The organism is Falsihalocynthiibacter sp. BN13B15 (genome assembly GCF_041205415.1).
Taxonomy (GTDB): Bacteria; Pseudomonadota; Alphaproteobacteria; order Rhodobacterales; family Rhodobacteraceae; genus Falsihalocynthiibacter; species Falsihalocynthiibacter arcticus.
Genome location: NZ_JBGFCE010000005.1, coordinates 123,627 through 136,548, shown reverse-complemented (window position 1 = coordinate 136,548; position 12,922 = coordinate 123,627). Strand labels below are relative to the sequence as shown.

General features: G+C 54.9%; 13 protein-coding genes and 1 other RNA gene. 6 read left to right on the top strand and 8 right to left on the bottom strand.

Features of this window, described 5'->3' with window-relative positions; genetic code table 11:
* Positions 1–155 precede the first annotated feature (155 nt).
* Together AB9F26_RS10430 and AB9F26_RS10425 are read left to right on the top strand one after the other, a co-directional pair.
* Positions 156–860: a COQ9 family protein gene (locus AB9F26_RS10430; RefSeq protein ID WP_369767980.1), complete on the top strand. Its 705-nt coding sequence runs from the start codon at positions 156–158 to the stop codon at positions 858–860.
* 10 nt (positions 861–870) lie between these two features.
* Complete coding sequence (locus tag AB9F26_RS10425; RefSeq protein WP_369767979.1) at positions 871–1,863, top strand: NAD(P)H-quinone oxidoreductase; 993 nt, start codon at positions 871–873, stop codon at positions 1,861–1,863.
* A 25-nt stretch (positions 1,864–1,888) separates the two neighbouring features.
* Here AB9F26_RS10425 and AB9F26_RS10420 read toward each other — a convergent pair whose 3' ends face one another.
* On the bottom strand, positions 1,889–2,539 hold the full coding sequence (locus AB9F26_RS10420) for a ribonuclease T (protein ID WP_369767978.1): 651 nt from the start codon (positions 2,537–2,539) through the stop codon (positions 1,889–1,891).
* 135 nt (positions 2,540–2,674) lie between these two features.
* Here AB9F26_RS10420 and AB9F26_RS10415 point away from each other — a divergent pair, with 135 nt between their 5' ends.
* Positions 2,675–3,421 carry a cell cycle transcriptional regulator TrcR gene (locus AB9F26_RS10415; protein WP_335583729.1) on the top strand — a complete coding sequence of 249 codons (747 nt, stop codon included), beginning with the start codon at positions 2,675–2,677 and terminating at the stop codon, positions 3,419–3,421.
* Positions 3,422–3,494: 73 nt separating this feature from the next.
* On the opposite strand, the gene recR is transcribed toward AB9F26_RS10415, so the two are convergent.
* The 6 genes from recR to AB9F26_RS10385 all read right to left on the bottom strand — a co-directional run bounded on the left by recR (position 3,495) and on the right by AB9F26_RS10385 (position 9,774).
* Entirely contained in the window at positions 3,495–4,088 is a 594-nt protein-coding gene (gene recR, locus AB9F26_RS10410; RefSeq protein ID WP_335583728.1) for a recombination mediator RecR, read from the bottom strand.
* Between the two features lie 6 nt (positions 4,089–4,094).
* On the bottom strand, positions 4,095–4,439 hold the full coding sequence (locus AB9F26_RS10405) for a YbaB/EbfC family nucleoid-associated protein (protein ID WP_369767977.1): 345 nt from the start codon (positions 4,437–4,439) through the stop codon (positions 4,095–4,097).
* Positions 4,440–4,496: 57 nt separating this feature from the next.
* Positions 4,497–6,275, bottom strand: coding sequence for a DNA polymerase III subunit gamma/tau (locus tag AB9F26_RS10400; protein ID WP_369767976.1), 1,779 nt, complete (start codon positions 6,273–6,275; stop codon positions 4,497–4,499).
* A 115-nt stretch (positions 6,276–6,390) separates the two neighbouring features.
* A complete protein-coding gene (rsgA, locus tag AB9F26_RS10395) occupies positions 6,391–7,437 on the bottom strand; it encodes a ribosome small subunit-dependent GTPase A (RefSeq protein ID WP_369767975.1) in 1,047 nt (348 codons plus the stop codon).
* Positions 7,438–7,604: 167 nt separating this feature from the next.
* Positions 7,605–7,703: signal recognition particle sRNA small type (gene ffs, locus AB9F26_RS10390), an RNA gene on the bottom strand.
* A gap of 91 nt (positions 7,704–7,794) precedes the next feature.
* Positions 7,795–9,774, bottom strand: coding sequence for a bifunctional 2',3'-cyclic-nucleotide 2'-phosphodiesterase/3'-nucleotidase (locus tag AB9F26_RS10385; RefSeq protein WP_369767974.1), 1,980 nt, complete (start codon positions 9,772–9,774; stop codon positions 7,795–7,797).
* 153 nt (positions 9,775–9,927) lie between these two features.
* On the opposite strand from AB9F26_RS10385, the gene nudC reads away from it, so the two are divergent.
* Both nudC and AB9F26_RS10375 read left to right on the top strand, forming a co-directional pair.
* A complete protein-coding gene (gene nudC, locus AB9F26_RS10380) occupies positions 9,928–10,890 on the top strand; it encodes an NAD(+) diphosphatase (RefSeq protein WP_335583723.1) in 963 nt (320 codons plus the stop codon).
* A gap of 33 nt (positions 10,891–10,923) precedes the next feature.
* Positions 10,924–11,397, top strand: a complete 474-nt coding sequence (locus tag AB9F26_RS10375; protein ID WP_335583722.1) for an SRPBCC family protein — start codon at positions 10,924–10,926, stop codon at positions 11,395–11,397.
* Positions 11,398–11,418: 21 nt separating this feature from the next.
* Here the strand turns inward: AB9F26_RS10375 and AB9F26_RS10370 are convergent, their stop codons facing one another.
* Complete coding sequence (locus AB9F26_RS10370; RefSeq protein WP_335583721.1) at positions 11,419–12,258, bottom strand: prephenate dehydratase; 840 nt, start codon at positions 12,256–12,258, stop codon at positions 11,419–11,421.
* On the opposite strand from AB9F26_RS10370, the gene AB9F26_RS10365 reads away from it, so the two are divergent.
* The gene (locus AB9F26_RS10365; RefSeq protein ID WP_335583720.1) at positions 12,252–12,902 is read left to right on the top strand and encodes a cytochrome c family protein; all 651 of its coding nucleotides are present in this window, start codon (positions 12,252–12,254) and stop codon (positions 12,900–12,902) included. The two genes, AB9F26_RS10370 and AB9F26_RS10365, sit on opposite strands and share 7 nt — an antisense overlap.
* Positions 12,903–12,922 lie beyond the last annotated feature (20 nt).

The window sequence follows — 12,922 nt, the reverse complement described above, 5'->3', positions numbered from 1 at the left end:
TGCACTGGGGAGGAAACGGGGTGTCCGCCTCTTCGCTTTCGTTGAATCAGGTGGTATCGTTTTAACCAGCTATCTGGTTTTGGGTTTGCATAAAGGCCCAAGACCTTGCCTAATTGTATGGCGCGAGCACAGGGCAAGACTGCAAGGAGTGTGTGATGTCGGAACAGTTATTGAAAACCAAAGAGGCTCTGCTGGAAGCAGCTTTGCCGCATGTTGTCTTCGACGGTTGGAGCACGGCGACGCTGGCTGAAGCGGCGTTGGACGCGGGCATTTCGCCCGAAGACGCACAGGCCGCCTATCCGCGTGGCGGGGTTGATTTGGCGATTGCGTTTCACAAAGCGGGCGACGCGATGATGCTGGAGCGGCTGGCCGCTGCGGATATGTCGAACCTACGTTTTCGCGACAAAATTACCGCCGCCGTTCGCTATCGCATTGAAGCCGTCACGGACAAGGAGGCGGTACGCAAAGGTAGCGCGCTTTTTGCACTTCCCCAGAATGCAGCCGATGGGTCGAAACTTGTTTGGGGCACGTGTGATGCAATTTGGAACGCCCTTGGCGACACGTCGGACGATGTGAATTGGTACACAAAACGCGCAACACTATCAGGTGTTTATGCGTCGACCGTGCTGTATTGGTTGGGTGATGACGGCGAGGGAAATACCGCGACATGGGAGTTCTTGGATCGTCGGATCGACAATGTGATGCAGATCGAAAAGTTTAAAGCTTCGGTGCGAAAAAACCCGATTTTTAGCAAGCTTATGGCCGGGCCTGCGAAAGTTCTCTCGGGTATTCGCGCGCCGCATGCTGCGGTGAAGCGCGATGATTTTCCGGGGCACTGGTCACCCAAAGACGTAACCTAAGTGAGACAGAATGAATGAAGTAAACACGATGCGGGCGATGGAAATATCTACGCCTGGCGGTCCGGAAGTTCTGCGCGAAACACGTCGGCCAATGCCGATTGCGCGCGCGGGAGAGGTTGTCATTCGGCTGGCCTATGCGGGGGTCAATCGCCCCGATGCGCTGCAACGGGCAGGGCTCTATAATCCGCCAGCGACCGCCAGCGATTTACCCGGGCTTGAGGGGTCAGGCGAGGTCGTCGCACTTGGGGCTGGAGTGACTTCAGTTGCGCTGGGTGATTCTGTTTGTGCGCTTTTACCGGGGGGAGGGTATGCGGAATACGCCACTTGCCCTGCAGCGCATTGCCTCCCTGTTCCGGCGGGTTTGACCCTTAAACAGGCGGCCTGTTTGCCCGAAACGTTTTTTACGGTTTGGAGCAATGTGTTTTTACGTGGAGGCCTCAAGGCGGGCGAGCGGTTTTTGGTCCACGGCGGCAGCTCGGGTATCGGGACGGTCGCAATCCAACTTGCCAAGGCGCGGGGCGCGCGGGTGTTTACGACTGCTGGATCCGCCGAGAAATGCGCTGCCTGTACTGCCTTAGGGGCTGAGCGTGCGATGAACTATCGCGAGGTCGATTTTGCCAAAGAGATACGGGAGATTGGCGGCGCGGATGTCATTTTGGACATGGTCGGAGGCGACTACCTTCAACGCAACATCAACGCGCTGGCGGATGATGGGCGCTTGGTTCAGATCGCGTTCCTGCAAGGCTTCAAGCAGGAGGTGAACTTCATGCAAATCATGACGCGCCGCCTGACGTTGACGGGCAGCACGTTGCGACCCCAAAGTGACCGCGCAAAGGCGCGGATCGCAGAGGATTTAAAGGCCGAAGTTTGGCCGCTTTTGGCGGCAGGAGCGATTTTCCCCGTTATGGACCAAGAATTCGATCTGGTGGACGCCGCCAAGGCGCATATGCGAATGGAGGCTTCCCAACATATTGGAAAGATTGTTTTAAAAGTAACCGGTTAACATCACATTCCATTCCTGAATATCTCTAGCGGATTGGTGCAATTCCTGCGTCTTCATGGCGGCAGTCAAGGATAACATCCGCACCACAGAGACGTGGGCTAAGAGCTTTATCAAGGCAAACCCGCGCCTCTTGAAGGTGGTTTTTTTTGCAAGTGATCGTAATTTGATCGGCGGTAAGCTGAGGATTGGATTGTAAAAACGCGCCCTCAATTTCCCGTGCGGGCAGGCTTACTGTTTCCTTGATTTCTCGAAAGATCGGCGGCTTTACAACGGCCTCGAAAGCCTCTCTGGAAGCCAAGAAATAGTCTTCAGGGGAGAGGTTGGAGCAGGTGCCGTGTTTTTCCCATTCATGCTTGGCAAGTCCTGACGATCCCATAATATCAATCATCGATGTGGCGAGGGCATTGGACGGGCGTTTGTAAGATGTTGGGCAGTCTCTAGGCCATCCATTCTCAAATTGCGGCCAGAGCCCGTGCAGGGTCCAGCCATAGTCATGGCTGGAGTCGCATTGTTCACTTCCTTTGGCGTCCCCTTCAAGTTTGCACCAATTGGGTGACCAGCTTAGCGCTAGCACATAGTAATCAAAATCAACAGAAGACTCGTTTTTTGTGACGACTTGAGCCCATAAATAGGCACTGATAGCAGCCACAATCAGCGCAAAACCAATCTTTCGCATTTTCTCTTTCCTCTTTTGGTTGCGCACAGTATATACAGCTTAAGTTCCCCTTCAATGAGAGCCCGCCCGAATGAGGGTCGCCCCTTCCAGGGCTTAGGGAAGATATGTTCTGGGGATGTTGTATAGGAGAAGATCATGGCCAAACCAATTATGGCACGCGCAACCGCAGTATGGTTGGTAGACAACACAACGCTGACCTTTAAACAGGTTGCAGATTTTTGCGAATTCCACGAGTTGGAAGTTCAGGGCATTGCCGATGGCGATGTTGCGACCGGCGTAAAAGGGTTCGACCCGATTGCCAATAATCAGCTGACCGCCGAAGAAATCCAACGCGGCGAGGGCAACCCTCTCTATAAGCTAAAATTGAAATTCCTTGCCTCCGCTGTTGGCGAAGAAAAGCGTCGCGGTCCGCGTTATACGCCTTTGTCCAAACGCCAAGATCGTCCGGCGTCAATCCTTTGGCTGGTGAAGTTCCACCCCGAATTGACCGACGGTCAGGTGAGCAAGCTTGTTGGTACAACCAAGCCAACAATTCAGGCAATCCGCGAGCGCACACACTGGAACATCGGGAATATTCAACCAATCGATCCCGTTGCTCTTGGCTTGTGTAAACAAGTTGAACTCGACTTCGAAGTTCAGAAAGCTGCCGCAAAACGCGCCAAAGAAGGCGATGTCATGAGTGACGATGAGCGCCGCAAATTGGTGTCCACCGAACAGAGCCTCGGCGTCGCGAACGCCCCGCGCGTTTCCTCTGCAATCGAAGAGCTGTCAACATTCAGCTTCTCTACCGATCCACGTGATGAGGAAGAAGCTGAGGCGGTTCCGGATAAGGATACTTTCTTTAATCTTCCCGAAAGCGGTACGGACGACGAGCAGCCATAAGCCTAGATATCATTACAGAAAAAGGCCCCTGCACCGATGGTGTGGGGGCCTTTTTTGTATTCAGGTCATAAATTTAAAACTGTTTGCGCGCTTTGAACGCGGCCTGAATCGTACCATCGTCGAGATAGTCCAATTCACCACCAATCGGAACGCCCTGTGCCAGCGATGTGACCGATACGTGCGTTAAATGCTCCGCGATATAATGCGCCGTGGTTTGCCCGTCGACCGTCACATTGAGCGCCAGCACGACTTCTGTAATACCCTCGGCTCGAATGCGTTCCAAAAGCTTGGGAATCCGAAGCTCTTCCGGCCCAACGGCATCAAGGGCCGAAAGCGTTCCGCCCAAAACATGATAGCGCCCACCAAAGGCCTGCCCGCGTTCCATTGCCCAAAGATCAGCGACGTCTTCGACGATACAAAGTTGACCTGTGGCCCGCTTTTCGTTCGCGCAAATGTCACAGCGGTCCTGCGTGCCGATATTGCCGCAATTCACGCATTCCCGCGCTGTTGCCGCCACATTCTGGAGGGCGTTCGCGAGGGGCGTCATAACCAGCGCGCGTTTTTTAATGAGATGCAAAACCGCACGTCGCGCCGAACGCGGGCCAAGCCCGGGGAGCTTGGCCATAAGGTTAATCAGGTGTTCTATTTCGCGCGTGCTGTCGTCCATTTAGGATTAAAACGGCAGTTTCATGCCCTCGGGCAGCCCAAGGCCCTCGGTCAATTTTGCCATCTCGCTTTGGCTGCGTTCGCGGGCTTTTGCTTGTGCGTCTTTGATGGCTGCAAGGATCAAATCTTCAACAACCTCTTTCTCGCTCGGATCGAAAATCTTAGGGTCAATGTCGAGACCGGTAAGTTCGCCCTTTGCCGTCGCCGTTGCCTTCACAAGCCCTGCGCCACTCTCGCCAACAACGGTGATGCTCGCTAAACCGTCTTGCATTTCGGCCATTTTCGACTGCATTTCTTGTGCGGCCTTCATCATTTTAGCCATGTCGCCCATTTGGCCTAAACCTTTGAACATTTTGATATCTCCTTGGTGTGTTCTCTGTAGATGGGGCTCTTTAGAGCTGTGTACAACCTAGCTGTCCTCAAAGGGATCCCATTCGTCCTCAACCTCTGGGAGCGCGCTAGAAGCGGCCTCCGCGGCGAGTTCCTTCAAGGTGCGAATGCTGGTAATTTTTGCGCCCGGAAATTGGGTGACCACGGCTTGCACCAACGGGTGCGCTTGCGCCTCCGTGCGAACGGCAAGCATCTCGGCGTCGCGAATTTCGGCAATCGTCGCCGCGCCACCTTCGTTCACGAGCGTCACCGTCCAGCGCGCACCCGTCCAAAGTTGCAATTGTTGTCCAAGCCGTTGCGCGAGGTCACTCGGCGAGTTTTCGGTGGGTTGGAACTCGATCCGACCCGGCGCGTAGTTTGCCAAGCGCATGGTGGTTTCGATTTCGATCAGGAGCTTTACATCGCGGTGGCTTCGGATGAGTTCAAGGATGGTTTCGAATTGGCCAAAACGGGCGAGAACCGCATCAGGCGCGCCAAGCGCCGTCGCACCGCCGCCTGCCACTATTTGCGTGGTGTTGCCACCATGAGTTGCCGTGGGTTGGCTGGCAATTGTGGCCGTCGAGGATGCCTGATGGCCACCGCCTGACGGGCCGCCATTGGGAGGCATCGGAGGCGGCGTGGCATCTTGCAAACGTTTGACTAGATCGCCAGGGCTGGGAAGGTCGGCAACATGTGTAAGGCGGATGACAGCCATTTCGGCGGCCATCATCGCGTTGGGCGCGGCGGCAACTTCTTCGAGCGCTTTAAGGAGCATTTGCCACATACGGGTCATTACCCGCATCGGCAGTTTTTCCGCCATTGCTTGACCGCGCATCCGCTCGTCGGGGGAAACTGTAGGGTCTTCGGCGGCCTCGGGGGTGATTTTTATCACCGAAACCCAATGGGTAATCTCTGCCAGATCGCGCAAAACGGCCATCGGATCGGCTCCGTCGCCATATTGCCCAGAAAGCTCAGTCATCGCTGCGGCGGCATCGCCCCGCACGATCATGTCAAACAGATCAAGGACGCGTCCACGATCGGCAAGGCCCAACATCGCACGGACTTGGTCGGCGGTGGTTTCGCCCGCACCGTGGGCAATCGCCTGATCAAGGAGTGAGGTAGCGTCGCGCGCCGACCCTTCGGATGCCCGTGTGATCAAAGCTAGCGCGTCATCGGAAATCTCGGCATTCTCGGCCTTGGCGATTTTGCGCATCAGGGCGATCATCACTTCAGGCTCAATTCGGCGCAGGTCAAACCGTTGGCAGCGCGAAAGCACCGTGACGGGAACCTTGCGAATTTCGGTAGTGGCGAAGATGAATTTGACGTGCGCGGGCGGCTCTTCGAGGGTCTTGAGCAACGCGTTAAACGCGCTGGTCGAGAGCATGTGCACCTCATCGATGATATAGATTTTGTAGCGGGCAGAGGCGGCGCGATAGGCAACACTTTCGATGATTTCGCGGATGTCGTTTACGCCCGTCCGACTCGCCGCATCCATTTCCATGACGTCCACGTGACGCCCTTCCATGATCGCGATGCAGTTTTCGCAAACGCCACAGGGCTCGGTGGTTGGGCCGCCATCGCCTTTGGGGCCGATGCAATTCATGCCCTTGGCTATAATCCGCGCCGTGGTGGTTTTACCCGTTCCTCGAATGCCGGTCATCACAAAGGCTTGCGCGATGCGGTTGGCCTCAAAGGCGTTTTTGAGGGTACGCACCATGGGCTCTTGGCCCACGAGATCGGCAAAAACTTCGGGGCGATACTTGCGCGCTAAAACTTGATAGCCGCTGTCTTTTGCAGAACCGGATTCTGTTTCGCTCATGTCACCCTCATTTCGTTATGCGTAGGTTAATGGCAGGCTTGCCCGACGTCCAGCGCCGCGCCGTCATTTGTTTGAAATTACGGGCGAGGGTGCGTTGTCGGGCAAGCCTTAAGAGCTAGTCGCCGTCAACCTTCCGATTGCGCAACTGTTTGGCGGTTTTGTGCATTTTCACCATTGTGCGCGAGCGTTTGCGGGTTTGGGCCACGGTTTCCACCTGCAACGAGTCTTCGCGTTGTAGCTTTTGCCAGCGTTTCAAACGATCTGGGTCCAATTCGCCTGACTTGACTGCCTTTTGAACAGCACAGCCCGGCTCGCCTTCATGGGCACAATCGCGGAACTTACAGGAGTCAGCATACTGCATAACGTCCTGAAATACCGTGTTAATGCCCTCGGAGGCGTCAAACAGCCCGAATTCCCGCATGCCGGGTGTATCCAGCAACCATCCGCCACCTTGAATGCGATGCAATGCGCGCGAGGTTGTGGTGTGACGGCCACGCGCATCGTCTTCGCGGATTTCTGCGGTCGCTTGGGTTGTGCCCGCGATGCCGTTGGTGATTGTGGTTTTCCCAACGCCTGAGGACCCCAGAAGCGCGATCGTTTGCCGCGGTCCGCACCATGGCGCGAGGCGTTTCAGGTCTTCTGGATCATGGGCGTTGATCGCGAGTGCGACTTGTCCCAACGACAGTTTTTCCGCCCGCGCCACATAGTCCGCCGCATCTTCGGCGTTATCGGCCTTGGTCGCGATGATGACGGGCGTTGTTCCCGCCTCGAACGCCATGGAAATAAAGCGTTCAATGCGCGCCTCATTAAAATCGGCGTTGCAGGAGGTGACGATAAAAAGCGTGTCCACATTTGCGGCCACAAGCTGTTTGCGTAGGTCGGGCCCCGCCGCGCGCCGTGTCAGGCATGAACGTCGGTCAAGCAAACGGACGATCCGCGCGATATCACCTTCCACCAATATCCAGTCGCCCACCGCCACGTCGCCGGACGTAATGTGGGAGGGAAACACAAGCAGGTGCGCATCCGTTGTCGAAAGCGCACGGATTTTGCTACGGTGGACTTCGGAAATGCGCATCGGCGTCAAGCCAGCGTCTTCATCGGTAAGTTGAGATTGAAAATCCTCGGCCCAGCCGAGATCTTCGAGAGTAGTTTCAAGGGTCATTGTTTTGCTCTTTGCAAAGAATTGGGGCGTCCGGAGCCGCGTTGGCTGGGACGTATGCAAGGGCAAATCTGGATCACAGAGGGAACTGCGTCAGAGCAGGCTTGCCCGAAGGACAGCAACGACAATCATAAAATCCTCCTCAGCAAGTGCGTCATGCGCGTTAAATTAGGTGAGAGATTGGACATCGACCCAAACAATTCTCGTTACGGCTGCTTCCTTCCGGATCTGACCGAGTTGGCGAGGCGCTCGCCCGCGCCAACCTCTCAATGCAGTAAATAGGCCGAGTCGGCGACGGTTTCAAGTCTAGTTTAGGGTATCGGGGCCGGGTTTCTGCGCCCCCGATGGGATTTTGCAAGTTTAAAGCTGGATACGGAAGCGGGCAAAGCCGTCTGGCCCGTCGCCAGCTTCCTCGATTGTGATGTTTTCCAGATCGCCCATATAGTCTTTGGCCTTGGGGCCTGTGTCGAAAAGCACCGACGTGTCAGGTAGGGATGTGAACGCCCAATTTCCATCGGCGGAGGGATTGATTGTGCCCTGCTCAACGATGTAGCGCACGATGACATCGCGGTTTGTGTCTGGTCCCTCAAAGATGATGGTGTCGCCCATTGCGCCTGGGAAATCCCCACCGCCCGAGGCGCGATAGTTGTTTGTGGCAACGATGAATTCCTGATCGGGCGTGACGGGCGCGCCGTTATAGGTAAGGTTCACGATGCGATTTGCGGTCTCGTCGGCCAGCTCACCTTTTGCGGTGAATCGCGACGGTTGAGACAGGTCGATTTCATAACTGACTCCGTCAATAACGTCGAAATTATAGCTTGGGAAATCTGGGTTGAGCAGGACCTGATCGGCTTTGCCTGCTTCGACCTGATTGAACATACCCGCTGAACGTTCCAACCAACCTTTGAGTTGTTCGCCGGTAACTTTTACCGCGCGCGCCGTGTTGGGATAGAGATACAGGTCGGCCACGTTTTTGATCGCCACGTCGCCTGCGGGAACATCGGTGTAATATTCCGCGCCGCCGCGCCCACCCGCTTTGAACGGGGCCGCCGCCGAGAGGATTGGCAGGTCCGCGTATTCCGTTCCTGCAAGCATTTCGCCGATGTACCATTTCTGGGCGATTGAGACGATTTGCACGGAGGGGTCATCGGCGACGAGGGCAAAATAGCTGTGCAAGGGTGCGGAGGTTTTACCCACGGCACGGCGCACATAGGCCAGCGTTTCGTCGTGTTCCTTTTGCGCGGCGGCGAGGACAAAGTCTTGGCTTTCCACCAGCGCCGAGATGGAGCGATCTTCGTTGCGTTGGGAAATCGGGCGTGCCTCGGACGTGTGGGCCGAGACTTTCCACGTTCCACCGTCATTTTCTAGCATGAGGTCAATCACCCCCAAATGGCTACCCCAGAACCCGCCCATCGCGGCGGGTTTACCGTGAATGGTGCCTTTTTCGGCATCCACTCCGGCGAAATCGGCGTATTGTGTTCCGGGGAAAACGAGGTGGCTGTGGCCTGTCATGATGGCGTCAATGCCGTCAACCGTGGCCAAGGGCACGGAGGCATTTTCCATGAACTCGGTTTCATTGGCCGATCCGATTCCCGAGTGGGACAGGGCGATGATGATGTCCGCGCCAGCTTCCTTCATTTCGGGAACATAGGCGCGGGCAGTCTCGACAATATCGCGTGTTGTCACGTTGCCTTCGAGGTGGCGGCGATCCCAATTCATCACTTGCGGCGGCACAAACCCAATCAGGCCGATTTTGATCGGATGTTCGGTGCCTGTGCCGTCTGTGATCATGCGGTCGAGAATGACATAGGGCTTGAGGAGGGTTTTATCGTCGCGTGGATTGGCTCCACGTTCAACGACAACATTGGCGGACACCACGGGGAAATTCGCGCCTGCGATGGATTTCATCAGGAAATCGAGGCCATAGTTGAATTCGTGGTTGCCCAACGTCGACGCGTCAAAACCAACGGCGTTCATCGCGGCGATTACGGGATGCATATCGCCGTCCTTCATGCCGCGTTCATAGGCGATGTAGTCGCCCATCGGGTTGCCTTGAAGGAAGTCGCCGTTGTCGAGCAAGATCGAGTTTGTGGCTTCGGCGCGCACATCGAAAATGTGGCTTGCGGTGCGGGCAAGGCCGACGGTGTCGATGGGTTTGTCGGAATAATAGTCATACGGGAAAACATGCACGTGCAGGTCCGTTGTTTCCATAATACGCAAATGCGCTTGGTTGGCGGCGGCACGCGCCGAGAACGGATGCATGGCAAGCAATGTCGTTCCAAAAGCTGCTCCAGCGACGAATTCGCGGCGGCTGATCAATGTTGAATTCCTAAGTCCCATGACGTTCTCCGATTCTGTTTTGTGCAGCTTTAGAAATCTACGGTGACACAGTTATGACAAAAAACGAAATTCTCTGTGCTGTAGGTTTGCTCTGGCCCTTGCGGTAGAAGGCCAAAAAGTTGAAGTTGTGCCAAAAGAAAAAGAGGGTGTGCAGTGAAGATAGCTGAAACGGTAACATTTGGTGGTTCGGGCTTGGACCGCGCGGCGCAACTCCGTGGCGATGCCACCCTCATGCACAAGCACCTGACCACAGGCGATATTCTACCGCTTTGGCGCGGCAAGGTTTTGGTGCAGGGCGAGACACGCGAAAGTTTGGTGCGTTTGCCGCAGGGACATCCCGCGCTAAAAGAGTCAACGGGGGAGTATATCTTCCTCGGCCTTGATGATGGGCAGGCAGTTTTCGCTTGTGACATCTCATCTTGGGAGCCGCCCGATCAGGATTTGGAACTCGTTGGCCAGTTTTTTGACCCCTCAGAGCAAATCCACCCCGAATTCGCACAAGGCATTGTTTTTGCCGAGCTTCGCTCCGTTATGGCGCAATTGTCGCCACGAGATGCGGAGTTAGTCGCAACCGCGAAGGCATTATTCAATTGGCATGATAGCCATGGCTACTGCGCCAAATGTGGCGGCAAAAGTGCGATGACCATGGCGGGGTGGCAACGCAATTGTACGCTCTGCGATAGCTCGCATTTTCCGCGCACCGATCCTGTCGTGATCATGCTCATCACGCATGGCAATCAGTTGCTTTTGGGTCGCAGTCCGGGGTGGCCGGAGGGAATGTATTCGACGCTCGCGGGATTTGTGGAGCCCGGTGAAACGTTGGAAGCGGCGGTACGGCGCGAAGTTTTTGAGGAATCCGGCATTGAGGTCGGTGCCGTGACCTATTTGGCCAGCCAGCCGTGGGCTTTCCCGTCGTCCCTTATGTTTGGGTGCCATGGCGAAGCCTTGAACACAGATATTACGATTGATCCCGTTGAAATCGAAGATGCGTTTTGGATAAGTCGCGAGGATCTTATGCAGGTGATGGCCGGTGAGCATCCGAAAATTAGGGCCGCAAGACGTGGCTCGATCGCACAATTTTTAATGACAAACTGGCTTGCAGATCGACTCAATTGAGGCAAGAAGGTACCATCCAAGGAAAGCGGACCCATGATATTTGTATCCACCGAAGACATCGAAGCGCCTATCGAGGTCGTGTATCGTGCGGTTTCCGACTTCGATAGCTTTGAGCGATCCGCTTTGCGCCGTGGGCTAGAAGTGAAACCTTTAGACGAAAACGCTCTCGACGGCGCAGTCCAAGGGTGGAACGTTGTCTTTCAATATCGTGGTAAAAAGCGCGAGTCTGTCGCCCGCTTGATTGATGTTGTTCCGGACCAAGGTTTTACCATCAACGGTGGAACGGGCGGACTTCACGGGGCGATGGTTGTCGACTTGGTTGCGCTCTCAAAAATGCACACCCGTCTAAAAGTGACGGTGGAATTGAGTGCGAAAACATTGTCGAGTCGCCTGCTCCTGCAATCGATGAAATTGGCAAAAACGAAACTTAGGCAGCGATTCGAAAAGCGTGTGAGCACTATGGCCCAAGACATTGAAGACAGATTTAAGCCGGGGACCAAAACCTAAATTCGGCAATAGCTGTTCGTATTAAGGTTTGTGACGCCGTGGATCGGCCGGATAAACACCCAAAATATCGAGGTGATCCGTGAAGTATTCGAGCTCTTCCAGCGCGAGTTGTACGCTTCTATCGTCGGGATGGCCTTCAATTTCGGCATAGAATTGTGTCGCCGTGAAGTGGCCGCCTACCATATAACTCTCAAGTTTCGTCATGTTGACGCCATTGGTCGCAAATCCGCCCATTGCTTTGTACAGCGCCGCGGGGATATTGCGAACTCGGAAAACCAAACTTGTAATCATTCCGTCTTCGCCACGGCGCGAGAGATCAGGGGTGCCCGACATCACAAGAAACCGCGTGGTGTTGTTGCCTTGGTCTTCGATATGACGCGCGACAACTTCAAGGCCATAGATTTCGCCGGCCAATTCGCTGGCAAGGGCCGCTTCGCTTGGGTCGCCAAGGGCCGCCACGTCGCGGGCGGCCGCGGCATTGTCCGACCAGTTCAGGGTGTCGAGGTTGTTGGCTTGCAAGAACTCGCGGCATTGTCCCAGTAGAATAGACATGCTTCGGGCTCGCTTGATGTCCGCAAGTTTGGTGCCGGGAATCGCCAAAAGATTGATGTGCACCCGCACAAATGCTTCGCCAACGATATGCAAACCACTTGTCGGCAAAAGCGAGTGAACGGGCGCAACGCGGCCATATGTTGAATTCTCAACACCAATCATTCCCAGTTGCGCATCACCACGCCGTACCGCGGCCACCGCCGATTCAAAGGTTTCGCAGGGCAATGGTTCGAAGTCTGGATGCGCTTCACGGCAGGCTTGGTGTGAATACGAGCCTGCTTCACCTTGATATGAGATCATTTTTGGCATTTTTCGGCTCTCCGAGAGTTTTTTTCGCAAAAGGGCGTTTCGTCGCGGTAACTACATCTTGCTCTTTGGTTATGGAAGAGGCTACACATCCTCAACCTTCTACCAAGATGGAACGAGACATGTTCGACACAATGACAATGACTAAAATAGTTGGTGCCTTTTGCGGGGCACTCCTGGTATTTCTTTTTGGCACTTGGGCTGCTGATGTTCTGTATCATACAGGCGGCGGCTCTCATGGTGATGAAGCCGCTGAGCAAGGCTACCTGATCGAGACGGTATCTGCTGAAACCACCGAAGTTGATGAAGAAGAAATTTCCTTCGAAGAACTTCTAGCCGGTGCAGACATCGACAAGGGCTCGAAAGTCTTTGGCAAGTGTAAAGCTTGTCACAAAGTTGAACCTGGGGCGAACGGAGTTGGTCCCACATTGTTCAACGTTGTCGACCGCGATATCGGGTCTGAAGCGGAGTTTAGCTATTCTGATGTGATCGCAGCTATGGACGGAAACTGGGATGGCGAGAACCTCAACGGTTTCCTTGAAAACCCAAAATCTTTCGCTCCAGGTACAAAAATGGGCTTCGCTGGATTGAAAAAACCAGAAGATCGCGCCAACGTGATTGCGTATCTTGCAACCATCGGCGGCTAACAGCCTAACAATAATACTGT

Bases quoted from the DNA above. Each gene is read 5' to 3' on its own strand.
- AB9F26_RS10385 (WP_369767974.1), bottom strand. From the start codon at position 9,774: ATGGGACTTAGGAATTCAACATTGATCAGCCGCCGCGAATTCGTCGCT.
- recR (WP_335583728.1), bottom strand. From the start codon at position 4,088: ATGGACGACAGCACGCGCGAAATAGAACACCTGATTAACCTTATGGCC.
- rsgA (WP_369767975.1), bottom strand. From the start codon at position 7,437: ATGACCCTTGAAACTACTCTCGAAGATCTCGGCTGGGCCGAGGATTTT.
- AB9F26_RS10370 (WP_335583721.1), bottom strand. From the start codon at position 12,258: ATGCCAAAAATGATCTCATATCAAGGTGAAGCAGGCTCGTATTCACAC.
- AB9F26_RS10375 (WP_335583722.1), top strand. From the start codon at position 10,924: ATGATATTTGTATCCACCGAAGACATCGAAGCGCCTATCGAGGTCGTG.
- AB9F26_RS10425 (WP_369767979.1), top strand. From the start codon at position 871: ATGAATGAAGTAAACACGATGCGGGCGATGGAAATATCTACGCCTGGC.
- AB9F26_RS10405 (WP_369767977.1), bottom strand. From the start codon at position 4,439: ATGTTCAAAGGTTTAGGCCAAATGGGCGACATGGCTAAAATGATGAAG.
- AB9F26_RS10400 (WP_369767976.1), bottom strand. From the start codon at position 6,275: ATGAGCGAAACAGAATCCGGTTCTGCAAAAGACAGCGGCTATCAAGTT.
- AB9F26_RS10430 (WP_369767980.1), top strand. From the start codon at position 156: ATGTCGGAACAGTTATTGAAAACCAAAGAGGCTCTGCTGGAAGCAGCT.
- AB9F26_RS10415 (WP_335583729.1), top strand. From the start codon at position 2,675: ATGGCCAAACCAATTATGGCACGCGCAACCGCAGTATGGTTGGTAGAC.
- AB9F26_RS10420 (WP_369767978.1), bottom strand. From the start codon at position 2,539: ATGCGAAAGATTGGTTTTGCGCTGATTGTGGCTGCTATCAGTGCCTAT.